Origin of the sequence: Alteromonas sp. 76-1 (genome assembly GCF_900654235.1) — a bacterium.
GTDB lineage: Bacteria > Pseudomonadota > Gammaproteobacteria > Enterobacterales > Alteromonadaceae > Alteromonas > Alteromonas naphthalenivorans.
In genome coordinates this window covers 1,370,165-1,394,920 of record NZ_LR136958.1, presented here as the reverse complement: position 1 = coordinate 1,394,920, position 24,756 = coordinate 1,370,165, and the positions used below count along the sequence as shown (strand labels likewise).

Sequence of the window (24,756 nt, the reverse complement as noted above, 5' to 3'; positions counted from 1 at the left end):
AGTGCAATTCCCCCTTAGCTCAGTTGGTTAGAGCGACGGACTGTTAATCCGCAGGTCCCCCGTTCGAATCGGGGAGGGGGAGCCACTTGGTTGGCTCATTACCGCTTTATCCTCCTTTTATTATTTCATACGTTTTTTTCTTCCTAATACAGCTTATATATTCATTAAATAACCCTAATTCAATCAAGTTGTTAATCTGCGCCTAAAAAGCGATAATAGACAAATTATTCCTGTTTCAATTTCGAGTACGGCCATTAAGCCAAGACTCAACTAATTCCTCGTAGGAATTGCGATTTTCATGACTGAATTTTTATTACTATTAATTGGTACCGTATTAGTTAATAACTTCGTGCTGGTGAAGTTTCTTGGCTTATGCCCTTTTATGGGTGTGTCGAGCAAACTCGAAACCGCCATGGGTATGTCTATGGCCACCACGTTTGTATTAACACTAGCGTCGGCCACAAGCTACTTGGTAGAGACTTACCTACTTGCGCCCTTAGGTATTGGTTACTTACGAACATTAGCGTTTATTCTTGTGATTGCTGTTGTGGTTCAGTTCACGGAGATGGTAGTGCATAAAACCAGCCCTACCCTTTACCGCTTATTAGGTATTTTCCTCCCTCTCATTACCACCAATTGCGCTGTGCTTGGTGTTGCGTTACTGAACCTTACCGAGCAGCATAACTTTATGGAAAGCCTTATTTATGGCTTTGGTGCGGCTGTTGGGTTTTCCTTAGTACTTGTTCTATTTGCGGCCATGCGAGAACGTTTAGCGGCTGCTGATGTGCCTGTTTCATTTAAGGGAGCATCTATTGCAATGATAACAGCGGGCCTTATGTCATTGGCGTTTATGGGCTTCAGCGGTTTGGTGAAAGTGTAATGACCATGACATACGCCATCGTCGCTTTAGGCGCGCTTGCACTTCTTTTCGGTCTAATTCTAGGTTACGCCAGTATTCGGTTTAAAGTGGAAGGCGACCCACTGGTCGATCAAATTGATGAAATATTGCCCCAAACTCAATGTGGCCAATGTGGCTACCCTGGTTGTAAACCCTATGCAGAAGCCATTGCTAATGGTGATGAAATTAACAAATGTCCCCCTGGTGGTGAGTCGACAATAAAAAAGCTTGCCGATTTAATGGGGGTGGAGCCAAAACCTTTAGATGCGGCTCACGGCGAAGAAGATACGAAAAAGGTTGCCTTCATTCGAGAAGACGAATGTATTGGGTGTACCAAGTGTATTCAAGCATGCCCCGTTGACGCCATATTAGGTGCTGCAAAGCATATGCATACGGTAATTGTTGAAGAATGTACGGGCTGCGATTTATGTGTAGATCCCTGCCCCGTAGACTGTATCGATATGGTGCCTGTTACACCAACCACAGCAACATGGAAGTGGGATTTTTCCTCATCACCTAAAGGTGACATTCCAATTAAAATGGTGTCGTAAGCGTTGAACTACCCAGATTTTGAAAACATTATTGAACGCCTAAATTCAGGAAAACTATTTTCTTTCCCGGGCGGCGTGCACCCTGATGACAAAAAGCGGCTGTCAAATAAAGCCGCTATTGTGCAGCCATCAATGCCAGACCTGCTTACATTGCCTATACGTCAACATGTGGGTTCAGAAGGCATTTGCTGCGTAAGCGTAGGTGACTATGTTTACAAAGGCCAAGCGCTATCCGATGCTACAACACCTTATGCTGTGCCAGTTCATGCGCCAACCTCGGGACACATTGTTGCTATAGCACCTCACGTGGTAGCCCATCCTAGTGGCCTTACAGAAATGTGCGTTAGCATTAAACCCGATGGTAAAGATACCTGGGGCGAGCTTACACCGTTAGCTGACTATACCGCGGTAGATAAAAATACGATTGTAGATGCCATTTGCCAAGCCGGTATTTCTGGCATGGGTGGCGCAGGGTTTCCTACCCATATTAAAACGGCAACGAGTAAACCCGTTGAGTTTTTAGTGCTAAATGGCGTGGAGTGCGAACCTTACATCACCGCAGATGACCGCCTTATGCGTGAACACGCGTGGCAGATTCGCCAAGGCTTAGATGTTTTAACGCATATAATTGAGCCTAAAGCGATTGTTATTGCCATTGAAGATAACAAGCCTGAAGCCATTCAAGCACTTAATATAGCCTGCCAAGACAAGGACGCGTATCGGGTAGTCCCCATTGAAACGAAATACCCTGCTGGTGGTGAGAAACAATTAATTCAAGTTATCACGGGCCGCGAAGTGCCCCGTAACGGTCTTCCGGCAGACATTGGCGTAATGATGTTTAACGTGGGGACCTGTTTTGCCATTGCCGATGCTATTTTACACGGTAAGCCACTTATTGAACGTATTGTCACGGTAACCGGCGATGCCGTAGCTAAGCCTGCTAATTTTCGAGCTTTACTTGGCACACCAGTAAAGCACTTGCTGAACGAAGCCAGCTACCAAGCTAAAAAGCAAACGTCGCCTAAAGTGATTATGGGCGGCCCTATGATGGGCTTTGCCTTGGCGGATGCCACCATACCTGTGGTAAAAACCACTAACTGTTTATTAGTACCCAGCAAAAAAGAACTGGTAGACGATAACGCCGAACGCCCATGTATTCGTTGTAGTGCGTGTGCTGACGCATGTCCTGTTTCTTTACTACCACAACAAATGTTTTGGCACGCCAAAGCAAAAGAATACGACAAAGCTGAAGACTATGACCTTTTCGACTGTATCGAATGTGGCGCTTGTGCGTATGTATGCCCCAGTGAAATACCTTTGGTTCATTATTACCGCCAAGCTAAATCTGAAATACGATTGCAACGAGACGAAAAGAACAAAGCAGAAAAAGCGAAACAACGTTTTGAAGCGCGAAACGAGCGTCTAGAACGGGAAAAAGAAGAGCGTGAAGCCAAACACCGCCGCGCTAAAGAAGCACGACTTGCTGCAAAGAATAATTCCGATAGCAAGTCTGCATCGCCTACTCCTTCTACAGAACAAAATAGTTCTAAAGACAAAGTCGCAGCTGCATTAGCCAGAGCCAAAGCGAAAAAAGCAGCCCTTCAAAGCGCTAACTCTGACGAAACAAGCGTAGCTGACGTAAAACCTGCAGCCACAACTAGCACAAGTACTAGCGCAAGCTCATCCGCTGATTATAAAAAAGCGCAAGTTGCCGCCGCCATAGCACGCGCTAAAGCTAAAAAAGCCCAGAAGCTTAAAGAATCGGCGCCTGAAGCACCTGAAGCTGATGAAGTTTTTTCTGAATCTCAATCTGCGGCGCAGACAGATCAACAAGCGACTGAAAGCCAAGTTGAAAACCAAAATGAAAATGTAAGCACGGCTGCCGACGATAAGAAAGCACAAGTTGCCGCCGCCATCGCGCGAGCAAAAGCAAAAAAAGCAGCACGCCAACAACAAGACGAAAGCAGCGCTGAAGTAATTGGAGGCGATTTACCACAAAGTCAGGCAAAAGAAGAAGCTTCTAACTCCGCTTCATCAGCGCAACTGCAAGATGAGAAAAAAGCCCGAGTAGCCGCAGCAATAGCTAAAGCAAAAGCTAAAAAAGCAGAATTACAAAAACAGCAGAACAGTGGCGATTTAAAAACGCCTAAAACAGCCTCAGATGATGCTGAGGCTACTGTTGAAGCCAAAACTAGCCGTATTGATACAGAGCACGAAAAGCCTCTTGAAAGGCCAAACAGTAGTGCTGACAACGTCGAAAAAGCGCCAAACAACGAAACCACGAACACCGCGGATGATAAAAAAGCCAGAATAGCTGCGGCGGTAGCAAAAGCTAAAGCGAAAAAACGTTTAGCTGAAATTCAGAAAACGCAAACTGACGATGCAGGCACTGCTAGTCAAGATGTTGAGCCTGAGCAGGTAAAGGTATCCGTGAGCACGGAGCTATCTGCGCCTACTCAGGAGGCCGAGCAAACCGCTCCACAGTCAGTATCATCAGAAGAAGCAAACGATCCTGCTCTTGAGAAAAAACGCCGTATTGCAGCGGCCGTCGCTAAGGCTAAAGCAAAAAAAGCAGCGGCAGAAAGTGAGAACAAACAATCATGAAATTAACCTTATCGAGTTCTCCCTATCAAAGAGTGAAGCGCGATACTGGCCAGGTCATGCGCTTGGTCATTTATGCCATGGTGCCTGGTATTATTGCTCAAACCGTATTTTTTGGATGGGGTACACTCATTCAAGCCTTTTTAGCAGTTGCCAGCGCCCTCGTTTTTGAAGGGGTTATCCTCTGGTTACGTAAACGCCCTATTGAGCGTACGTTAACCGACTACTCTGCCATACTAACCGGCCTGCTAATTGCTATTAGCATTCCGCCTACACTGCCTTGGTGGATGACGATTACAGGCGTATTTTTCGCCATTGCCGTCGCCAAACAAGTATACGGTGGCTTAGGGTTTAACATTTTTAATCCAGCGATGATTGGCTATGTAGTACTGTTAATTTCATTCCCGGCCGCCATGAGTTTATGGTTACCACCGCAGCACCTAGCTAGCTTAACACCTAGCTTTTTAGACTCTGCGGCACTTATTTTTACCGACTTTTCTACCACAGGTTACGATGTCACACAGCTGCGGACTGTGGCAGACGGGGTGACAATGGCCACACCGCTCGACACCCTGAAAACTGACTTAACCTTGGGTATTACGTACTCAGAGTCATTGCTCAGACCTATTTTTTCCACGGGGCTATTTCAATCTGCTGGTGCAGGTTGGGGGTGGGTAAGCTTAAGTTATTTACTTGGCGGCCTGTGGCTTGTGAAGTTAAGGGTGATTAGCTGGCATATTCCAGGCAGCATGTTGGCGTCAGTGGCGGTTTTTGCACTATTGCTTTATATGATTGATGCCGACCATTATGCATCGCCGCTGTTCCATCTTATTAACGGTGCTGTGATGGTAGGCGCATTCTTTATTGCCACCGACCCGGTATCTGCGTCAACCACACCAAAAGGGCGCATAATTTATGGCGCAGCCATTGGATTTTGGGTGGTTATTATTCGAGTTTTTGGCGGTTACCCAGACGCCATTGCTTTTGCAGTCATTATTATGAATATGGTCGTGCCGCTGATTGATTACTATACCCGCCCCCGTACATACGGGCATCAGGTTACTAAGAAAGCAAGGCGAGTAGAGTAAATGGTAAAAGAGACGCTAGTAAAAAATGGTTTGATGCTAAGCGCGTTTGCGATAATTGGTACTGCGCTCATCGCCCTCACCTATAACGGTACAGCCGAACGTATTGCACAGCAACAAAAGCAAAAATTGCTTAGTATATTAAATGAAGTGGTGCCGCATGAGTTACATGACAATGAGCTTTATGCTGATTGCACGGCGGTGGTAAGCTCCAATTTAGGCACCCAAGAACCTCATACGGTTTATCGGGCACGGATAAACGGCGAACCGGTAGCTCTAGCCATTGAAGCAACCGCTCCAGATGGTTACAGCGGCGATATTGCGCTAGTCATTGGGGTAGATACGCAAATGAATGTGCTTGGTGTTCGCGTGTTGGAACACAAAGAAACCCCAGGGCTGGGTGATAAAATTGAATTGGCCATCAGCGACTGGATAACGTCATTCACCGGAAAACACTTCTCGGTAAGTGCCTTGCCTGTATGGCAAGTGAAGAAAGACGGCGGCGAGTTCGATCAATTCACTGGCGCCACAATAACGCCGCGAGCGGTGGTGAGCGCGGTTAAAAATGCTCTGCTTTACGTTCAAGATAACCAGCAAACTTTATTTTCCGCTCCTAATATGTGCGGTATTGAAAATGACGTATTACCAACCAATGAGGTGTTAAGCGAATGACAGATTATCGCGACCTTACCCTCCAAGGTATTTGGAAAAACAACCCTGCGCTAGTTCAACTTCTCGGCCTATGCCCATTGCTAGCGGTTACCGCCACCTTTATAAATGGACTAGGGTTAGGCTTAGCTACCACGCTAGTATTGATTGGCAGTAACGTTACCGTTTCATTGGTACGTAATATTGTTCGAAACGAAATACGTATTCCTGTATTTGTTATGATTATTGCCGCCTTTGTTACCATAGTGCAGCTTTTAATGAACGCCTTTACCTACGAGTTATACCTTGCGCTGGGCATATTCATTCCATTGATTGTTACTAACTGCGCCATCATCGGTAGAGCAGAAGCCTTTGCCTCTAAAAACAGTGCGGGCGCATCAGCGTATGATGGCCTAGTGATGGGTTTAGGATTCACCTTCGTACTTATAGTGCTTGGTGGTATGCGCGAAATTTTAGGGAATGGAACCTTGTTCGTGGGTGCCGACAGACTCTTTGGAAGCATTGCGAGTAATTGGACACTCACCTTATTTGAAACCGATTCTCCTTTCTTGCTGGCAATATTGCCTCCCGGTGCGTTTTTAGGCATGGGACTTTTAATTGCTTTTAAGAATATGATTGATGCTCTAATAGCAGCCCGCGAGACTACGGTAAAAGAAAAAGCCACTCGCGCACGTGTTACCGCCGACGCATAACGAAATCTAAGTGGCTAGCGGCTAGTTGCAGAGAATATGGTTACGCCTGAATAGCTAAGCCTGAATGGACAAGCCCGAGTGGAAAAAGAACGAGCTAAATAAAAATGAATAACACAAAAAGACGTGAAATCTTAACCCGACTTCGGGACGATAACCCCCACCCTACCACTGAGCTTAATTTCTCCACGCCCTTTGAGCTTTTGGTCGCGGTCACTTTATCGGCGCAATCTACCGATGTTGGCGTAAACAAAGCCACGGACAAACTTTTTCCCGTTGCCAATACAGCCCATGCGATTGCTGCTCTTGGTGAAGACGGGTTAAAAGAATATATAAAAACCATCGGCTTGTTTAACTCAAAAGCCAAAAATGTGCATCGCCTTAGTGAAATCTTGGTTGAAAAGTACGATGGTGAAGTACCCGAGAGCCGAGAAGCCCTAGAAGCTCTGCCTGGCGTTGGCCGTAAAACGGCTAACGTAGTTCTTAATACTGCGTTTGGCTGGCCTACCATCGCTGTAGACACGCATATTTATCGCGTAAGCAACCGCACTAAATTGGCTATGGGTAAAACCGTTGAGAAAGTTGAAGAAAAGTTGCTGAAAGTGGTACCCGCTGAATTTAAAGTCGATGTGCACCACTGGCTTATTCTGCATGGGCGCTACACCTGCATCGCCCGCAAGCCACGCTGTGGCAGTTGTATTATTGAAGACTTGTGTGAGTTTAAGGATAAAACTGAATATGCTGAGTAGCTTAAACAAGGGGCTTAACCTGCTAGCGACAGCTAACTAAGAGTAGCTGAGATTGAGTAGTGAGCTAGCTGAGATATTGCAATAAGTTACCTGCCAAAAACGTCTATCACAATGCTGCCCGCCGGGTCGAAAACCTTCCGTCCGAATAGCGTTACTAGTCAACGCCTTAGATTCCGATTAAACTCCCATCTAAAAGCAAAAGTCTGCACATCGTTGTAAGCAAATATATAAATTATTAGGAATTATTTATCATCTTTTTATTGATTACTGCTGTCATTGTAGGATTGATGATTATTTTATCGACTAAGCGGCGACGTATATTAATTAGTCGATTAATTTTTGATTTTATTAATCAAGTAGAAGCAAAACTTGCTAGATTGCATTGTGAAAGTCGTTCTATTGATGGGCTAGACGTGTTTTATCATAGCAACACGAAACACTTTTCTAATGATAAGCCGGTGCTGGTGCTTTTACATGGATTCAGTGCTGATAAGTATGTGTGGAATCGCTTTGCTAAAAGGTTCTCTTCTCAATATCATCTAATTATTCCCGACCTTAAAGGCCATGGCCAAACGGCTTACAGCCCCACTGATGATTATTCTGTACCTAGCCAATGCCGAATGTTATTGGCGCTATTAAAGCAACTGAACATTACGCGTTTTAGCATAGTGGGTAATTCTATGGGCGGAATGATGGCTGCTAAACTATTCGATGAAATGCCTGAACGTATTGATAAAGCGGTATTAATTGACCCAGCGGGCGCTAAATCACCGTTCGCGCAAAACATGATAGATAACAATATAAACCCTTTTGAACACAATAATGAGCAGGACTTTTTTAATTTTTACGATTTAATCATGGCAAAACCGCCATTTGTGCCAAGGTTTATTTTACGGGCACTGGCATGGGAATTTATTAATAAGCGTAAGCAATACACGCACATGTTTACTCAATTTTTCAACTTACGCGATTTTTATTCTCGTAATTATCAATTCGATTACTCTCAGTCAATGCTGATATGGGGGCTTAACGATAAACTGCTACCCGTAGACGATTTCATTCACTGGAAAATGATGCTTAATACAAACACACATATTTATGAAGACCTTGGTCACATGCCCATGGTTGAAGATGTGAAGCGTGTGTCTAAAGATATTTTGGAATTTCTAAATAAGCAATAAAACGGGTTTGTTAGAAGTGGGTTATCTGGAACACCCGTTTTAGTAAGTTAAAAAAGTAAAAAGCCCTATTACTCAAGCAGTAAATAGGGCTAAGTTTTCATTTCTATATTTTAATAAAACTAACTTCTAATCTTCTTTCTTTTCACTCTTTTTGTCGTCTTTGTACTTATCAAACCACGCTAAAATGTAGCCAACTTTACGTGCAAGGTTCGAAGGCTTGGCAGCGATACCATGATAAGCCCCTTGAATACGCACCAGTGCACTATCAACACCTTGTAGACGTAATGCCCCGTAGTACTGTTCGCTTTCAGACATTGGCGTACGTACATCTAATTCACCAGTAAGTACCATGGTTGGCGTTGTTACATTCCCAACTAATGATAACGGCGAACGGCTCCAATATTGCTCGTAATCGTTCCAAGGTAAGTCTGAAAACCAATACTTGCTCATATAAGCATAGATATCAGAGGTGCCAATCATGCTTGTCCAGTTTATGACAGGTTTCGCCACTACTGAGGCTTTAAATCGATCAGTCTTTCCGATGATCCAAGAGGTCAGCGTCCCGCCGCCAGAACCTCCCGTAACAAACAAGTTCGTCTCATCCACATAACCTTTGGCAATAGCTGCATCCACCATATCCATAAGATCGTCATAATCTTGTGATGGATAATTTTTATCGATTAAATTAGCAAACTCTTCACCCTGAGACGTTGAGCCTCGTGGGTTGCCATATAAAACCACATAGCCAGCAGCTGCCATTAACTGTATTTCTGTTGAAAAGCTTGGGCCATACGCGGTATGCGGGCCGCCGTGTATCTCTAAAATTAATGGGTATTTTTTTGCAGGATCAAAATTTGGAGGGACGACTATCCAAGCCTGTAAATCTCTATTATCTACACTGCTTTTTAGCGCCATCAATTCTGGCTTATTCACTGTTTTATGATCGAACACATCCCCATTTAAGTCAGTCAGTTGTTTAACTTTTCCCTTACTGGTCACTATCGCAAGGTCAGCGGGGCGATTTCCTAGCGACGCGGTATAAACCACACTGCCTTTAGCAGTAACATCATAATCGCCCGATGTGTACGGCCTACCTAAGCTAGTGCCACCTAAGCTACTCGTTTTTGTAGATATTTCACCTGACAAACTGACATAGGCCACATTTTTCTTGCCCATATCGTCATAACTAAAATATAAACCCTTACCGTTATCTGCCCATTTAATGGCACCGACTGAACGGTCTAACTTGCTTGTTAGGTTTGTAATGTTCGTGCCATCTGGATTCATTACGTATAGCTGGCTTAGCTGATTTGACTTGCCATTATCTTCATTACCAACAAAGGCAATTTTCTTACCGTTAGGGCTTAAATGAGGGCTTCGTTCAGGGCCACTCATATCGGTTAATCTAGTTACTTCTGATGTGTTTATATCAATGCTAAAGAGATCGCTATTAAGCATATCGAAATCAGCTTCGTCGCTGGTGTTTGCAGAGATAATGATCTGTTGACCATTTTCAGACCATGCAATAGTACCTGCGTGATCGTGATCACCAGATGTAATTTGTCTTGGTGTACCGCCAATGGTTGGCACAACATACACTTGCATGTTGCCGGGGCGTTTCATTCCCATGCCGTCTCGTTGGAAATTGGTTTGGTCAATATACTGAGGATTTTCAGCCCACTTTGCCCCTTTAGGCTTAAAATCTAAATTAAATAACGGTTTGGCTTTAGTGGGTGTGAACATAGCAAAAGCTAGATATTTACCGTCTGGTGAAAAACTCATGCTGCTAGGACGCATTGCAACATCGGTTACACGTGTTGTGCTGCTTGATGCTAAATCTTTTAAATAAACTTGCACCTTCCCTTCTTTACTTGAAAGGTATGCCATTTTAGCGCCATCAGGTGAAAACACAGGGCTAAAGTGATTTTTACTGTCAGAAAGGATAGGTAAATGAGCACTACCATCTAAGGCTATTGACCAAAGATTGCGCCTCATTGAATCCGACATGATATCCATGCTGCGGCGCTCGTAAACAACATGTTTACCATCTGGCGTGACTACTGGGTTAGCAGCGTACTCTAGATTAAATACGTCATTTAGCGACAAAGTACTACTTGCCGACCCGTCAGCAAACGCTGAATGAGTGGTAAATAATGTACTTATTACCAATGTTAAAGCCGACTTAGTTAAATTTTTTTTATTCATGGCACGTGTGCTCTTATTGTTTTACATCGCTAAGTAAAATGATTACCGAAGATTTAACATAGCTTATTTGAGGGGAGAAATACCTTACATTTGATGTAAAAAGTAGTATTTGTAGGTTGAATTTCATATTCTGGTTGCGCTCAGGGGTTTCTTCTTTTTGCAAAGCGACTATGGCTGCAAACGGTAACATCATCTACGCGAGCAACCGCACTCATTGTTTCATGACCAAAGCCATAGCAAAATAATAGCCAAATAGAAAAAAGTGCTTAAATGATAAAAATCAATTTTTGGGTGTATGCCCACTAACAGTCTCAATGGAGAACACATGCATCAACTTAAACGTCTCACTTTAAGCGCTATGGTAGTTTTTTTTAGCTATCCGATACTGGCAGCTTCTAACGTAGTTACAAACGAACAAAAACAAACTGCTAACGACCTTATAGACACTGCCCTTGAAAGTGACTTAGGCATGGAAATCGTGACATCGCTGACAACAGAAATAGGCCCTCGATTGGGCGGTTCTGAAGCGGAAGGCCGTGCCAGAGACTGGGGCGTAAAACTGGGCGAACGTTTAGGCTTCGATGAAGTTCGTATTGAGCCGTTTACTATGCCATTTTGGGATAGAGGTCATTTACATATATCGCTAACCTCGCCTTATCAACAAGATTTATACGGTACCGCTTTAGGTGGTGGTGCACCATCAAAAGAAAGTATTGATGCCGATGTAATATATTTTAGAGATATTCACGCGTTATCAAATGTTAAGGATGGAAGTCTGAGTGGAAAGGTTGCTTTTGTCGATGGCGACAAGATGGTTAAAAGCCAAACGGGCGCGGGCTACGGCCAAGCTAATCAACGTCGTAGAATTGGTTGGCAACATGCACAGCGCGCAGGCGCTAGCGCGTTGGTTGTTCGCTCTGTTGGCTCAGACTCACATCGCTTTCCGCACTCTGGAATGATGAGTAGTGATGACGATAAATGGGCAAGTATTCCCGTTATCGCCATCTCAAACCCAGACGCTGACCATCTTCGCCGCTTACATAATTTAAGCAAGCCTATGAGTATTTCATTACACTCAGAATCAAAGTGGAAAGGCGACGTAAAAAGTGGGAACGTTATTCTCGATTTAGTGGGAAGTGAAAAGCCTGAAGAAATCGTGCTTATTGGAGGCCATTTAGACAGCTGGGATTTAGGTACTGGCGCAGTTGACGATGGAGCAGGCATTGCCATCACAACCGCAGCTGCCGCTTTAATTGCTAACTTACCAACTCGCCCCAAGCGCACTATTCGTGTGGTGATGTTTGGTGCAGAAGAAGTAGGTCTACTTGGGGCATTTGCCTATGCTAAACAACATGATGCAAACTTAAAAAACCATGTTTTGGCAACCGAGTCTGACTTTGGTGCGCAAACCATTTGGCAATTGGTATCAAACGTCAATCCAGAAGCCACATTGTTGATGGATGAAGTTGGTAAAATTTTATCGCCTCTTGGCATAGTTAGAGGAGGGACAGATGTACCTGGCGGTGGCCCTGATATTATTCCATTGGCAAAAAAAGGGGTTCCCACCATTCGATTAAACCAAAATGGACGGGATTACTTCGATTTGCATCATACGCCAGATGATACCCTTGATAAGATTGACCCAAATGAACTAGCACAGAATATTGCGGCTTATGCAGCAAGTATTTATTTAATTGCAGATTCAGATGCGGAGTTAAAGCCTTAAGAAGGCCTCAGCGGGTGGGTCATTGTGAACACTCCTGCCCGCTGTCTCCTTTCGCTTTCTATTAAAAAGAATAAAAAAATGAGTCTTACTAATCAAGCGAAGCTCAACGTTTAACGCGTGAGTCTGAAGCTCGAACTTTTAGCTTTCATCAAGCTTTTTCAGTAACCTTTCTCGTCTACTTACGTAAACGTCGTAACCATCGTAATCCGATGAAGCTAACGCTAATGCCTTATTCACCTGCTCCAGGGCGTTTTCAAACTGACCTGACTGCTCGTAGCCATAGGCGAGACCATTGTATGCATCAGGCGTTTTGGGATAGCGTTCAATACCGTACTTAAATAGTTTAAAGGCTTCATCGAAATTTTGTTGTGTCACGAAGTGATAACCTAAATCTCGTATAACCCATTCTGCAGCTTCAATTTTCTCACCTCGCTGCTGTGATACTGCTTCGTAGTATTTTTCAATCGAACTCAAATCACCATCATAGTCTTTCGGGCGCATATATTCTGAGTAAAACAAACTATAGTAAGCTTTAAAGCTTGCGGCATTAGTGACAAGGTTATGAGGAACATCACTAAACACATCGTTTTGCCAGCGCAGCCCTTTAGGCTTATTTTTACGAATATCGGAAATCATCGCATCGTAATAAGAGCGCATGGGAGCACCTTCGTTGCCAATAGCTGTATAAAGGTAATGATCGAGCTTTTTGTTATTCTTTAAGAATTCCACCGTAGTTTCGGCTGTTGCCCCATTAGCCCACCATACTGCAGCACTGTAAGTTAAGGCGGCATTGAACAATTCAGGCGCTTGCTGCATTGCGTACAAGGAGAAGGCGCCGGCAGCAGAAGCCCCCGCAATAATGCGAAAATCATGCACCCGATACTTACTTTCCACCATCGGCATCAGCTCTGACGTGATGAACTGTAAAAACTTAGCACCACCGCCGCCATAACCGACAGGGCCATTGGGGTCTCGATTTACGTTAGGGTACAAATCACGTAGACGGTCAGTGTTCTCGATTGCCACTACAATAACGTCTGGCGCCGCCCGCTGAGATTGTAAACTCTCTAGCACTGCGTTTAGCATGACGAGTGTGGTAGCACCATCAAGGCGATAGATAATAGGGTATTTTTTATCAGGGTTTTTAGCATAACTTTTAGGTAGCTGAACAACCACAGTGCGCTCTTCTGATAAAACCTCCGAGGTTAGCTTTTCGGTAATTAGGGTGTAACTGGGATTATCTAATTCACCTTCTACAGAAGTAACTTGAGCATAGGTAATTGGGCTTACCGATAGTAGAAACAAACATAAAATCTGTATTCGTTGCAGCGCCATGAAAGTTAAGTCCTTTTAGTGCGTTATCAAAATTTACGCTATTCAAGTACGTTAACACAAAATCTAAGGGGGTGAACAAGGATGCGGAAAAAGAAGACAGAAATGAGAGCTGATCTCCCCAGGCGAGCGACTTTTCATTTGAGCGGGCTAGACGCTTGAGCCGCTTGCAAATAAATGATTAATCATTAATCTATCTATTAAGTGAACAAAACAGTGAGTGTTAAGCATGATACCTGAATTAATCTTTTTACTGCCCTTGTCCTTGATGATAGCCGCTTTTTTTTACGCTAAGCAGCACCGTAAAGCTTCAAAGAAACCTTGATGAGGTACACTGTGATGGTGAAATGCGTAATCGTATCTGTTTAAAGCCTAATACTATAAAGCTTGCCTCCTCACGCTCGGCGCTTTAAATAGCTGGCACTGAAACCATAAGCGAAGTCATATTATTTACAAAGGTTAAGCTTTTTCACCGAGCCCTTATTTAACGCTCCACACACCGCATTTTCAATGAGCGCCTAGCCAGAGCGCGGATGCTTCGATTTAGCTTTGTGTTGATACATACGTTTATCCGCCAACGATATACATTCTGCTGGCATCTTAGTTTCAAGGCTTGTTGCAATACCAAAGCTAACGCCCGCATCACTCCACTGCTTACCAAGATCATTAGACACCTCAGACATAAGTGCCAATGCTTTTTCAGCAACATCTTGCGTATCCATGGCCGAAGAAGCTTGTAGAACGCCTACAAACTCATCGCCTCCAGAACGGAAGACATCTCCTAATGCATAAAATGATTGTTGTAACAGACTCGCTGTTTTAATAATCAGTTTGTCGCCCTCATCGTGGCCGTGTTCATCGTTAATTCTCTTCAACCCATCCAAATCGATGTAAACAACAACGTAATAATCAGCCAATTGCTGAACACACTCAGACAAGGAGAATCTGTTTCCTAGTTGCGTCATCGAATCAATCCGTGACATGTATTGGTTTCGATTGAACTCTTTCTGCTTTAATTTAAACCATTCAGTTAAACACAACAAAATGCATAAACAGTCTAACGACAACGCAAATATGACGATAGATTCAGGGTATGGTAATTCTCCAAAATATTGGCTGTGGGCGGCAATATAGTAACCAAGCGACAGACTATAAAGCAGGTTGCCGGCTAAAAAATACTTGGCACGGAAATCGTGCTGTTTAATCATCCCCACACCCACGGCAATGGTGGTGACTATCCACAGCATAGCCAGAAGATGAGATAACAAATACGCAAAGGTGAATGGCATAAACCACATGGATATCCCTAGTACCAAGCTTACCACGCCCAATCCATTCAAAAATTTAAACAGTTTTTTGTGCTCAGTTTTACATTCAAATAAATCAGACACAAATTGGGCTGCGCATGCTATGGCAAAAGGAAAAAGTAACATTCCCCAGTAGCTAGAGTTAACCGAAAGCGTGGCAATATCACTTAACATGCCTGAGGCTGCCGCCCACCCAACACCATGAAAGCCTAAGTAGCCTGCACAGGTTATGGCCACCCGCTTTCTCGTTCCTGTGTAAATAAGCATGGCGAGTAATGCCAAAATAAGCATTGCTGTAATACCCGCCAATGAAATACCGTTGTTTACTTTTTGAAATCGATAGAAGTGCTCTTCATCTAAGATGGAGACAGAAACAGGTGTAGGAAATTGTTTGGCGCCGATCACTAACCATAATTCCACACGCTCGTCGTCAGTAGCCGTATGCAGGGAAATGGCTTGAAAGTGAAGCAAAGGCGGCGTGGCATCATCATCTGACTGAGAGAATACTTGCAACCTAGGGGCCGGCTGATTGCTCGTAGTATATGAAGCTAGGCCAACATCGATAAAGTTTGCATTTACTATGACAAAATACTGCCCTTGTCGTGCAATATCGAAAGTAACGTTAGTAAAGTAACGTCCTGATGTTCCACCTAAGGTTGGCATCACCGGTGCTTTTTCGAAAAAGGGCTTTTCATAAGAGAGGTCTTCATAAGAGGCATTTTCGAAAACCTCTTCAATGCTCTTCAGAGCACTTAATGATTCGTCTGTTGATGCATCAACAGTTTCATCTAGTTGATGCCACAAATTAGCATCAACGACAGTACTTTTCCCATCTACTAATACAACAGCCTGCTTACCGAATACAGGGGCTGCCACCAGCAAAAGGAAAAAATATAATACGCTAATATGAATATAGGAAAGCAAAGTCAGACCTTCTCTGCAGGTTAAAGAGCAACATGACCGTTGGCTATCCAGCTCCTAGCAGAAACCTGCATACTTAGTATATAACAATAAACGTTTGTTTATTTTATTTACGCAATACTCTACTAGGCAATAGCAACGCGGTTGATCTTAAGGCAATTTTGACTTCGCTTCACTTAGCTATTTGGCTAAGCGTAGATACTCTCAACCGTGGTATTCAGCAACCAACGTAAAAATACTTTGGTATCTTTGTTGTTGTGAAATTGAACTGACTTTTGACATTCTGTGTCGGTAAAAACTACATTGAAGTTATTTACTGAGATTGTCGAAATAGGGGGAAGTGTACGGAGCGAAGCGCCGTTAATAGTATGAGACATATAATTTTTCTTTGTATAATAATGTTGCTAGTTTTTTATTCGTTTTAAAATTCCTTTCAAAATTCTGTTCTTATCAAACCAAAAATAAATAAAAATATTAGTACTGCACAATTAAAAAAGGCTAAGTAGAAACTTAGCCTTTTGTCGTTGTATTTTAAAGTTCTACTTAAAGAACAACAACGTTTGCAGCTTGAAGGCCTTTTTGACCTTGTTCTACACTGAAGCTAACCGCTTGGCCTTCAGAAAGAGTTTTGAAGCCGTCAGAAGCGATTGAACGGAAATGTACGAATACGTCTTTACCGCCACCGTCTTGAGTAAGAAAACCAAAACCTTTATCTTCGTTGAACCATTTAACTGTGCCGTTTACTGTATCAGACATGTTTGTAACCTTATATATTTGAAGTAATTGGTGAAATTCACCGGATAGCAATAGATTTAACTTACTAGTAACGCAAATGTATATCTATTAAAACTTCGATAAAACTGAAGAATAAAAGGGTACAAGGCAGTAGTAGAAAAAGCTTTTTATTATCTAAAGCGGGCATAATGTACATCTTTCCGTAAGGTAAGTCTACCGATATTGCTATTTATTTCTATTATCGAGCAACATATTACTGTATTACTTCCATGACAATCGCCCACACACCTTAACCCTCTTGCCCTCCCCCGCATGCACCATCGATTGACGGCGCAATCACGACTGACATTTCAAATACGTATGTGGATAGAATAGTCGTGTTATTTACGACAACAACGCCGTCGCCTTAAAACAGACAATAAGGGAATGTATAACTTTTAATTGTCCTTTTTTGCTAGCGGTTTACCGATAGGTGCTTGCAGCTATTGTATTTGGGCTTTAGTGTCTCATTCCTTTCACATACCCATAGTAAACTGATATATATGATGTCCTTAGAAGGACGGGGAGAATCGAATGAGAATGCTACATACCATGCTTCGTGTTGAGGATCTTGATGCGTCTTTGCACTTCTACACTAACTTGATGGGCATGAAACTATTAAGAAAGTCTGAAAACCAAGCTTATGAATACACGCTCGCGTTCGTGGGTTATGGCGAAGAATCTAACACTACTGTACTTGAGCTCACTTACAACTGGGGTGACAACACTTACGAAAAAGGTACGGCTTACGGGCACATTGCAATCGAAGTCGATGATATCTACCAGTTCTGCGAAAACCTAGAGCAAAATGGCTGTGATGTATACCGTAAGCCAGGCCCAGTAAAAGGTGGCTCCACTGTTATCGCTTTTGTTCGCGACCCAGATGGCTACGCCATTGAACTTATTCAAACAAAACAATAAATCTCTATTTTAAAAATACAGCGGCCCTATTAATAAGGATATTGCCCTACCATGCTAAAAATTCGTCACGCACTACTTACTTTCTCGCTTTCTATCTCAATTTTTGCAAGCCCAATAATATTGGCGAAAGACTTCGATGTTATTGCCCATAGGGGGGCGTCCGGTTATCTGCCTGAGCATACACTGGAAGCTGCCACGCTTGCTTTTGCCATGAAACCTGATTTTATTGAGCAAGATGCGGTTATTACTAAAGATGGGATTGCTGTGGTACTGCATGACATACATCTAGAAACAGTAACCAACGTTGAACAAGTATTTCCAGAGCGTGCACGTGAAGATGGTCGCTTTTACGCTTTAGACTTCACGTTAGCAGAGCTTCGCACCCTGCAAGTTCACGAACGAGCGAACAGCAAGGGCGAACAAGTTTTTACAAAGCGTTATACCGGGAATACCGCGAACTTTACCGTAGCAACCTTAGAAGAACACTACGAGCTTATTACTCAGCTTAATCGAGAGTTCAATACCGATGTAGGGGTTTATACGGAAGTCAAATCTCCAGCGTGGCATACCGAACAAGGCGTAGATGCAAGCCAGATTGTCATTGCGTCACTGACGCGATTTAACCTTGCTAATAAAAACGCTAACAGTTACTTGCAGTGTTTCGACTTCAACGAAATAAAGCGCATTAGAACAGAGCTAAACTATGCGGGCAAAGTGGTCATGCTAATGGGCGAGAACAGTTGGGGCGAATCGACCACAGACTACGATTGGATAAAAAGTGAAGCTGGCATGAAGGAAGTGGCTAAATATGCCGACGGTTTAGGCCCTTGGTTAGGCCAATTACTAGACCCCAAAGCGATGGAAGCAGGTAAACTGATACCCGCACCGTGGGTTGAGTATGCCCACTCAGAAGGTTTCATTATTCATCCCTACACGTTCCGTCAAGATGCTCTACCGCCAGGTATGACTGCAGAGCAACTTCTTTCTACCCTGAAACACGTGGTAAACGTAGACGGCGTATTTACCGACCATGTGCCGCCAGTTAAAGCCTGGCTTGAGGCACAAGGCAAATAGTAAGAATAGATATATTATTCACTTCACAAAAAAGCGGCTCTTAAGCCGCTTTTTTGTATTTTATCTATTATCTAGGATTTAGATAATCGCACCACTACCCGCCTATTTTGTGCCCGCGATTCACGAGTATCATTATTGGCGATATGGCGTTTCTCGCCATGCCCTGTCAGTTGAATTCTGTCATCCGGCACACCAATGGTAGTTAAATAACTTTTTACTTCATTGGCTCGGCGTATAGATAATTGTTCGTTGTTCCATCGCCCGCCATAGCTATCGGTATAGCCATCAAGCAAGACTAACTCTAAGTCGCTATCTTCTTTTAAATATTCCCCAATCATGGTGAGGCGCTTTTGCGAATACTTAGTCAATTCCGTACTGTTTTTCTGATATGACAATACTGTATAGGCAATATCGTCGAAGTTGTAAGGCAATAAGTTAGACACACACTTAACGAAATCTCGATACACCATCGAGAAATTACTGGCGTTTAATGCAACGCTCACTTTATCGTATTCGTTGTACCAGTCTTGATAATAAATGGTAGGCCAGAAGCCTTTCTCAAGTTCACTTAACATAGTCCATGCAGCGTCTTGCGGAAGGTCGCCATTGTATTGCGTGCGCAAAGTCATATCGGCGATGGTTTTAGGCGCCACACCCGGCATCCACTTGGGCGGTACAGAATAGACAGCAGCCACATCGAAGCGATTAGGCAATAGGTGCATATCAAGCTCGAATTCCATATTAAGCCGTTTTGAAGCCACGCTAGTAAACATGGCATCGCCGTACCCAGGTAAAGGGTGGTTCAAGGTACATTGCAAACGCGATGCATCAACCACTTCCCAGTTCGACGTTTCTACCGTAGCCGAATACTGACGCATAGCACCGCTTGCGACCGTAGTAAAAAACAACGGAATAAGTAAACCGAATTTACGCTTCACAACTATACCCACTCAACTGATAAACCATACCTAACGAAAAGGCGCTTACAGAATATATCGTCCTTAGTGTAGAAAAGTTTAGCCTTCTATTCCATCAATTATACATTCAATTGCAGCTTCCATAGCTTATCAATTCGTCCATCAACGAAATTCAGGCTGGATACCGCGTGTTATCCTTGCCATAATCGCTCCACTTTCCGTAGCATTTTTATATTGATACAGACGTGTTACGTAACCAAAAAACCTGCTAAGAGAAACTATGTCTGAGTTGCACCATTCCCTTCCTCATCGTTTTAGAGGCTACTTTCCTGTTGTTATCGACGTTGAAACCGCTGGTTTTAATTCTGGAACCGACGCCTTACTTGAAATCGCTGCCGTCACGGTAAAAATGGAAGAAGATGGGCTAATTTATCCTGATCAAACTTTTCATTACCATGTCGACCCTTTTGAAGGTTCGAACTTAGAGCCCGCAGCGCTAGAGTTTAACGGTATCGATCCGCACTGTGCTCTGCGCGGGGCCATTGAAGAAAGTGAAGCAATGAAGTCGCTGTGCAAAGGTATTCGAAAAGCGCAAAAAGATGCGGATTGCCAGCGTTCGGTAATCGTGGCGCATAACGCCACCTTCGATCAAAGTTTCGTGAACGCCGCCATAGCTCGCTGCAACATTAAGCGCACGCCTTTCCACCCGTTTGTATCCTTTGATACCACCAGCCTTGCAGGTTTAACCTTAGGTCAAACCGTATTAGTTAAAGCCTGCCGAGCGGCAGGTATTGAGTTTGATCAAAAAGAAGCCCATAGCGCTTTATATGATGCGCAAAAAACCACAGAGCTATTTTGCTTTATGGTAAATCGCTACAAAGCACTTGGCGGCTGGCCCTTGGCAGATGAACCTATTAATCCTGATGAGCCTTGCTAATAAACCAGGTTTAAAATGGTCGCGTAGCGGCAAAGCCATTTAATCAAAACAATGTGATAGAAATAAAAAACAGCGCCGAATGGCGCTGTTTTTGTATTAGGTAGACGCATTTGCGAAACGCCTAGTATATCTATTTACATACTATTTTAGGTGCGTCGGCAAAGCGTTAAGTGTTATAACTTGTCAGCTTCTGCTGCAAGGTACTTAGCCACACCTTCCGGTGATGCATCCATACCCGCTTTGCCTTGTGTCCAACCCGCGGGGCAAACCTCGCCATGATCTTGATGAAATGCCAGCGCATCAACCATACGAAGCATTTCGTCTACGTTACGGCCTAGCGGAAGGTCGTTAATCACTTGGTGACGCACAAGCCCTTCTTCATCAATCAGGAAAGAGCCACGAAATGCCACGCCATCTTCAGGGTGCTCTACATCATAAGCCTGACAAATTTCATGTTTTACATCGGCTACCAAGGTGTATTGTACTGGGCCAATGCCCCCTTCGTTTACTGGGGTATTTCGCCATGCGTTGTGAGAGAACTGTGAATCGATAGACACGCCAATCACTTCTACGCCACGCTTTTTGAATTCTTCAAAACGCTTATCAAAAGCAATCAATTCAGAAGGGCAAACAAAAGTAAAATCTAGCGGATAGAAAAAAAGTACCGCTTTTTTACCCTTAATGGTTTCAGATAGTGAAAATGAGTCTACGATTTCACCCGAACCTAATACTGCAGCAGCGGTAAAATCCGGCGCAGGACGACCAACTAATACACTCATATATATCTCCAATTTATTTAAAAAATTAATAATAAGTAAAACGTCTTTTTACTGGGCGTTTTCTATCAGTGTTTATTGGTACTTTATTTTAGATAACAAGCAGTAACACACTGTACTCTTCCTAATTTTTCACTCATCGTACCAAAGCACACCGATTTTATTAATTTATTGAGTGTGAATACGACTAAATCTCACTTGCATTAGAATGAAATAGCAATTATTATCATTTACAGACTTATTTGGAGTGTTTTATGTTTGTATGTATGTGTTACGGCGTTACCGATAAAAGCATACGCGCCGCAGTGCAAGGTAATGGCGTAGGTAACATGCGTGAATTGCGTGAACATATGGAACTTGGTTCCCAGTGTGGCAAGTGCATCCAAATGGCACAACAGATTATCGATCAAACCATTATCGATGATTCTATGTTTAAGAACGTAGGCTAAAACCATTTCTGTGCCCCAAACGTTTTCCTAGCTTTTCCCCCAAATTTATTCGACGTTCTTATTTCAATTAACTTTTGCGTCGTTAATCTACACTGTATTCCAACCCCAAATAATAGAACGCGCCATTAATTCCCCCTGGCGATGTGGGCGGATACAAAGCCCCTACTTCCCCACTAAATGGATTGCTATCAGGTTTTGTATCAAATAGGTTTTGCACACCTAAGGTTACTCGCCATGAAGGTGAAAAATACCATGCTACTTGCGCATCTGCGGTTAGTGTGTCGCTTCCAAAAATATCCATGCCCGCCGAGGCATCTAGATGGTCTTCGTAGTATTTTCCATAATAGTTTGCCCGCCACGTTAAATTGAAGTCACCAATGTACTGCTCCAACGTCAAACTGCCTCTGTGTGCTGGCAAATTGTCTTCTAGCATTCTAATTCGTTGTGGGGTCAGGTTTGGCATTAAAGTTATCTCACCATCAACCATGGTGGGATACAAGGTCACCCGCTCTACTTGTGTGTCTGTCCAATTGTAAGCTAACAACAATGTCTGCTTCCATTCTTGTACCGTGAAGTCATAGTTGACGACTAAATCAACACCTTGGGTTTGGGTATCAAAGTCGTTGGTGAAGAATTTGGCGGCATTGTATTTCGCCGCATCGTCTCGCCCGTTAGCACTAAGCATTTGAATGTCTGCGTCACTCAGCGGTATTGCCGAGGTGGTACTGATCCTGTCCATCAAACGGATATTGAAATAGTCGAGGGTAGCGAAAAAGGTATCACTGACGTGCATCACTACTCCTAAACTAAAATTGACCGACTCTTCAGGGGTGAGCGATGTTGCCCCTAACTGTTGCGATATCAAATCAGTGGGCGGCAGTGTAGCTTGGTCTTCTAATCCATTCGCGCTGTAAGCCGTGGTAACATTAATAACGTTACTTTGACCCACCGTAGGTGCTTTAAAGCCAGTATTGATAGAGCCTCGAAGGGCAAATAAGTCGTTAATTTTATATCGCGTACTTAACTTCCCATCAAAGGTAGATCCAAAATCAGTAAAGTGTTCAACACGAGTGGCTACACCAAATTGCCATGCCTCACTTAAGAAAAATTCCAAATCTATGTACACCGCCCAATTACTTCTACTCCAGTGCCCTGCGGATTGGGGCTGGTAGCCAGGAAATCCGTTTGAGCCAATGCCGAACCCTTGAGATGCCCCCGTTGCGGGGTCAAAAGCAAGCGAGCCTGCGGCATAAGAAGCATCATCACCGGCTTTTTGAAAGTAAGTCTCTCTGCGCCATTCTGCACCCATCGCAATACTGATGGGCTCTTCAAATACGGATTGAATAAGCTTTGCGAAATCAAGATTAAACGTACGTTCTACTTGGCTCACAGACCCAGGAGTAAAGGAAAGCGGAGAGTCAGGCCCTAGCGAAGGGTTAACTGTACCCGAAAGGCGATAAGCAATGTCTGAATACCCTACACTGGCACTTAAATCCACTGCCCAACCGTTGTCTAATTCTGTCTTTACGCCGGCAAATACTGAGGCATCAGTAATTGTGCCACCGAATTGTGGGGTAAACCCGCCAGGAAACCATTCGTTAAAGGCAAAGCAGTTCGCACCAAGAGCTGTGGTGTTATCGGCAATACTTAAATAATCGGGGTTTTCCAATACATTAGTGTCATCAAGGAAAATTGTGGGGCAACTAATTCCCTGCCCTATACCGTCTAAATCACCAACCAACAAGCGACTTACACCCGTTTCTTCGTTCGTTTCAGAAAAAACACCTTCCCGAGTTTGTGGATTGCGAAAGTAAAAACCGCCACTAATTTCACGATGCGCGTAAGTTGCTAACGCGTAACCTTCGTAGTTAGGCGCAATTTCCCACCCCGCATTTACCGACATTTTCATGTCTTCGTTAACGTCTAATGCACCCCATACTTGCGCAGGGTTGTTAATAAACGTATTGCCTGCATCGATTAGCCCTTGTGCATCATCACGTTGGACAGAGCGTGATGTGCCTTGTTGCTGTCGATATTCTACCGTGGCATTGAAGAAGCCGTTCTCACCCAAACGAAACCCTTTATTAGCCTGCAACTGAAATAACTCACCATCACCTTCAGAATAGGTACCCGTTTTCAGTGCGACACTGCCACCTGAATCACTATCATTAAGTACGAAGTTAATCACCCCAGCAATGGCATCTGAACCATATTGTGCAGCAGCACCATCTCGCAATACTTCGATTTGCTTTAATGCATAAGCAGGGATCACCGAAATATCAGGCCCCTGAGCACCATCAGATAAGCCTCCGCCAAGAAAAGTAATCACCGCCGAGCGATGTCTGCGTTTACCGTTGACAAGCAATAATGTGTGATCTGACGCCATACCTCGTAAATTAGCAGGTCGCACTAAACTGGTAGCATCATTAATAGGCTGGTCGTTTACGTTTAAGGAAGGCACCATGGTGCTTAGCATCGACAACGCATCGCTGTTTCCCTGAGAACGCAAGGATTCTGACCCAATAATATCTAACGGTACGGGTGATTCGACCACACTACGCGGAGAACTTCTGGTACCCACTACAGCAATGCGCTCAAGCGCAGTACTCGTGTCTTCTTCTTGGGCTTTCTCTTCACCCTCGCCTTTTGTACTTTGAACAACTATATCACTGCGAGAGCGAATACTGACTTGCCCTGCACTGTCGGTTACTACAGCAAGCTCGGTGCCATCAAGCAATTTAGATAAAGCTTCGTTAAGGGTAAAGTTGCCCTCTAAAGAATTGGTTTTGACGGTTTGTGCTAAGTCGAAAGGAAACAACAGTGTGGTATTGGCTTGCTTTGCGAGTTCTGTCAGCGCATCGTCGGCATCTTGGGCTGGAATTGAAAACTGAAAGGCCGTTTGATGAGATTGCTTGGTTGGGCTTGGCCCATTTTCTTGCACGCTGCGTTGACCAGCGTGTGGTTCAACCTCTGATGCAGGCAGTAGCGCATTCT

21 protein-coding genes and 1 tRNA gene are annotated in these 24,756 nt (G+C 43.7%); 14 read left to right on the top strand and 8 right to left on the bottom strand.

Annotation, left to right across the window (positions count from 1 at the left end; genetic code table 11):
• The first annotated feature begins 8 nt into the window (after positions 1–8).
• The 9 genes from ALT761_RS05825 (at position 9) to ALT761_RS05785 (ending at position 8,423) form a co-directional block, all read left to right on the top strand.
• Positions 9–85: transfer RNA gene (locus ALT761_RS05825), tRNA-Asn, on the top strand.
• 213 nt (positions 86–298) lie between these two features.
• Positions 299–880: an electron transport complex subunit RsxA gene (gene rsxA / locus ALT761_RS05820; protein WP_013784953.1), complete on the top strand. Its 582-nt coding sequence runs from the start codon at positions 299–301 to the stop codon at positions 878–880.
• Positions 880–1,449, top strand: coding sequence for an electron transport complex subunit RsxB (rsxB, locus tag ALT761_RS05815; RefSeq protein WP_129737263.1), 570 nt, complete (start codon positions 880–882; stop codon positions 1,447–1,449). Before rsxA ends, rsxB begins: the two co-directional genes overlap by 1 nt.
• 3 nt (positions 1,450–1,452) lie before the next feature.
• Positions 1,453–4,053: an electron transport complex subunit RsxC gene (rsxC, locus tag ALT761_RS05810; RefSeq protein ID WP_129737261.1), complete on the top strand. Its 2,601-nt coding sequence runs from the start codon at positions 1,453–1,455 to the stop codon at positions 4,051–4,053.
• Positions 4,050–5,138, top strand: coding sequence for an electron transport complex subunit RsxD (gene rsxD, locus ALT761_RS05805; RefSeq protein WP_129737259.1), 1,089 nt, complete (start codon positions 4,050–4,052; stop codon positions 5,136–5,138). Before rsxC ends, rsxD begins: the two co-directional genes overlap by 4 nt.
• On the top strand, positions 5,139–5,807 hold the full coding sequence (gene rsxG / locus ALT761_RS05800) for an electron transport complex subunit RsxG (RefSeq protein ID WP_129737257.1): 669 nt from the start codon (positions 5,139–5,141) through the stop codon (positions 5,805–5,807).
• A complete protein-coding gene (locus ALT761_RS05795; RefSeq protein WP_129737255.1) occupies positions 5,804–6,496 on the top strand; it encodes an electron transport complex subunit E in 693 nt (230 codons plus the stop codon). Before rsxG ends, ALT761_RS05795 begins: the two co-directional genes overlap by 4 nt.
• A 104-nt stretch (positions 6,497–6,600) precedes the next feature.
• Positions 6,601–7,242: an endonuclease III gene (gene nth / locus ALT761_RS05790; RefSeq protein WP_129737253.1), complete on the top strand. Its 642-nt coding sequence runs from the start codon at positions 6,601–6,603 to the stop codon at positions 7,240–7,242.
• Positions 7,243–7,529: 287 nt separating this feature from the next.
• Positions 7,530–8,423, top strand: coding sequence for an alpha/beta fold hydrolase (locus tag ALT761_RS05785; RefSeq protein ID WP_129737251.1), 894 nt, complete (start codon positions 7,530–7,532; stop codon positions 8,421–8,423).
• Between the two features lie 126 nt (positions 8,424–8,549).
• On the opposite strand, the gene ALT761_RS05780 is transcribed toward ALT761_RS05785, so the two are convergent.
• Positions 8,550–10,628, bottom strand: coding sequence for a S9 family peptidase (locus tag ALT761_RS05780; protein WP_129737249.1), 2,079 nt, complete (start codon positions 10,626–10,628; stop codon positions 8,550–8,552).
• 358 nt (positions 10,629–10,986) lie between these two features.
• On the opposite strand from ALT761_RS05780, the gene ALT761_RS05775 reads away from it, so the two are divergent.
• A complete protein-coding gene (locus ALT761_RS05775; protein ID WP_442858143.1) occupies positions 10,987–12,354 on the top strand; it encodes a M20/M25/M40 family metallo-hydrolase in 1,368 nt (455 codons plus the stop codon).
• 138 nt (positions 12,355–12,492) lie between these two features.
• Here the strand turns inward: ALT761_RS05775 and ALT761_RS05770 are convergent, their stop codons facing one another.
• The 4 genes from ALT761_RS05770 to cspE all read right to left on the bottom strand — a co-directional run bounded on the left by ALT761_RS05770 (position 12,493) and on the right by cspE (position 16,670).
• The gene (locus ALT761_RS05770; RefSeq protein ID WP_232043542.1) at positions 12,493–13,689 is read right to left on the bottom strand and encodes an alpha/beta hydrolase-fold protein; all 1,197 of its coding nucleotides are present in this window, start codon (positions 13,687–13,689) and stop codon (positions 12,493–12,495) included.
• 515 nt (positions 13,690–14,204) lie between these two features.
• Positions 14,205–15,917: a sensor domain-containing diguanylate cyclase gene (locus ALT761_RS05765; RefSeq protein ID WP_129737245.1), complete on the bottom strand. Its 1,713-nt coding sequence runs from the start codon at positions 15,915–15,917 to the stop codon at positions 14,205–14,207.
• Positions 15,918–16,102: 185 nt separating this feature from the next.
• Positions 16,103–16,291: a hypothetical protein gene (locus ALT761_RS05760; RefSeq protein ID WP_129737243.1), complete on the bottom strand. Its 189-nt coding sequence runs from the start codon at positions 16,289–16,291 to the stop codon at positions 16,103–16,105.
• 166 nt (positions 16,292–16,457) lie between these two features.
• A complete protein-coding gene (gene cspE / locus ALT761_RS05755) occupies positions 16,458–16,670 on the bottom strand; it encodes a transcription antiterminator/RNA stability regulator CspE (protein WP_013784966.1) in 213 nt (70 codons plus the stop codon).
• A gap of 552 nt (positions 16,671–17,222) precedes the next feature.
• Here cspE and gloA point away from each other — a divergent pair.
• Together gloA and glpQ are read left to right on the top strand one after the other, a co-directional pair.
• The gene (gene gloA, locus ALT761_RS05750; RefSeq protein WP_129737241.1) at positions 17,223–17,609 is read left to right on the top strand and encodes a lactoylglutathione lyase; all 387 of its coding nucleotides are present in this window, start codon (positions 17,223–17,225) and stop codon (positions 17,607–17,609) included.
• 51 nt (positions 17,610–17,660) lie between these two features.
• Positions 17,661–18,683, top strand: a complete 1,023-nt coding sequence (gene glpQ / locus ALT761_RS05745; RefSeq protein WP_129737239.1) for a glycerophosphodiester phosphodiesterase — start codon at positions 17,661–17,663, stop codon at positions 18,681–18,683.
• Between the two features lie 71 nt (positions 18,684–18,754).
• Here glpQ and ALT761_RS05740 read toward each other — a convergent pair whose 3' ends face one another.
• Entirely contained in the window at positions 18,755–19,561 is an 807-nt protein-coding gene (locus ALT761_RS05740; RefSeq protein ID WP_049791830.1) for a flagellar protein MotY, read from the bottom strand.
• A gap of 319 nt (positions 19,562–19,880) precedes the next feature.
• On the opposite strand from ALT761_RS05740, the gene rnt reads away from it, so the two are divergent.
• The gene (gene rnt, locus ALT761_RS05735; protein ID WP_129737237.1) at positions 19,881–20,537 is read left to right on the top strand and encodes a ribonuclease T; all 657 of its coding nucleotides are present in this window, start codon (positions 19,881–19,883) and stop codon (positions 20,535–20,537) included.
• Between the two features lie 173 nt (positions 20,538–20,710).
• Here the strand turns inward: rnt and ALT761_RS05730 are convergent, their stop codons facing one another.
• Positions 20,711–21,316, bottom strand: a complete 606-nt coding sequence (locus ALT761_RS05730) for a peroxiredoxin (protein ID WP_013784971.1) — start codon at positions 21,314–21,316, stop codon at positions 20,711–20,713.
• Between the two features lie 251 nt (positions 21,317–21,567).
• Here ALT761_RS05730 and ALT761_RS05725 point away from each other — a divergent pair, with 251 nt between their 5' ends.
• Complete coding sequence (locus ALT761_RS05725; RefSeq protein ID WP_013784972.1) at positions 21,568–21,762, top strand: bacterioferritin-associated ferredoxin; 195 nt, start codon at positions 21,568–21,570, stop codon at positions 21,760–21,762.
• An 82-nt stretch (positions 21,763–21,844) separates the two neighbouring features.
• Here ALT761_RS05725 and ALT761_RS05720 read toward each other — a convergent pair whose 3' ends face one another.
• Positions 21,845–24,703, bottom strand: a complete 2,859-nt coding sequence (locus tag ALT761_RS05720; RefSeq protein ID WP_232043581.1) for a TonB-dependent receptor — start codon at positions 24,701–24,703, stop codon at positions 21,845–21,847.
• Between the last annotated feature and the right edge of the window lie 53 nt (positions 24,704–24,756).

Bases quoted from the DNA above. Each gene is read 5' to 3' on its own strand.
- rsxA (WP_013784953.1), top strand. From the start codon at position 299: ATGACTGAATTTTTATTACTATTAATTGGTACCGTATTAGTTAATAAC.
- rsxB (WP_129737263.1), top strand. From the start codon at position 880: ATGACCATGACATACGCCATCGTCGCTTTAGGCGCGCTTGCACTTCTT.
- rsxD (WP_129737259.1), top strand. From the start codon at position 4,050: ATGAAATTAACCTTATCGAGTTCTCCCTATCAAAGAGTGAAGCGCGAT.
- rsxG (WP_129737257.1), top strand. From the start codon at position 5,139: ATGGTAAAAGAGACGCTAGTAAAAAATGGTTTGATGCTAAGCGCGTTT.
- ALT761_RS05795 (WP_129737255.1), top strand. From the start codon at position 5,804: ATGACAGATTATCGCGACCTTACCCTCCAAGGTATTTGGAAAAACAAC.
- nth (WP_129737253.1), top strand. From the start codon at position 6,601: ATGAATAACACAAAAAGACGTGAAATCTTAACCCGACTTCGGGACGAT.
- ALT761_RS05785 (WP_129737251.1), top strand. From the start codon at position 7,530: ATGATTATTTTATCGACTAAGCGGCGACGTATATTAATTAGTCGATTA.
- ALT761_RS05780 (WP_129737249.1), bottom strand. From the start codon at position 10,628: ATGAATAAAAAAAATTTAACTAAGTCGGCTTTAACATTGGTAATAAGT.
- ALT761_RS05775 (WP_442858143.1), top strand. From the start codon at position 10,987: ATGGTAGTTTTTTTTAGCTATCCGATACTGGCAGCTTCTAACGTAGTT.
- ALT761_RS05770 (WP_232043542.1), bottom strand. From the start codon at position 13,689: ATGGCGCTGCAACGAATACAGATTTTATGTTTGTTTCTACTATCGGTA.
- ALT761_RS05760 (WP_129737243.1), bottom strand. From the start codon at position 16,291: ATGTCTCATACTATTAACGGCGCTTCGCTCCGTACACTTCCCCCTATT.
- cspE (WP_013784966.1), bottom strand. From the start codon at position 16,670: ATGTCTGATACAGTAAACGGCACAGTTAAATGGTTCAACGAAGATAAA.
- gloA (WP_129737241.1), top strand. From the start codon at position 17,223: ATGAGAATGCTACATACCATGCTTCGTGTTGAGGATCTTGATGCGTCT.
- glpQ (WP_129737239.1), top strand. From the start codon at position 17,661: ATGCTAAAAATTCGTCACGCACTACTTACTTTCTCGCTTTCTATCTCA.
- ALT761_RS05740 (WP_049791830.1), bottom strand. From the start codon at position 19,561: ATGCGTCAGTATTCGGCTACGGTAGAAACGTCGAACTGGGAAGTGGTT.
- rnt (WP_129737237.1), top strand. From the start codon at position 19,881: ATGTCTGAGTTGCACCATTCCCTTCCTCATCGTTTTAGAGGCTACTTT.
- ALT761_RS05730 (WP_013784971.1), bottom strand. From the start codon at position 21,316: ATGAGTGTATTAGTTGGTCGTCCTGCGCCGGATTTTACCGCTGCTGCA.
- ALT761_RS05725 (WP_013784972.1), top strand. From the start codon at position 21,568: ATGTTTGTATGTATGTGTTACGGCGTTACCGATAAAAGCATACGCGCC.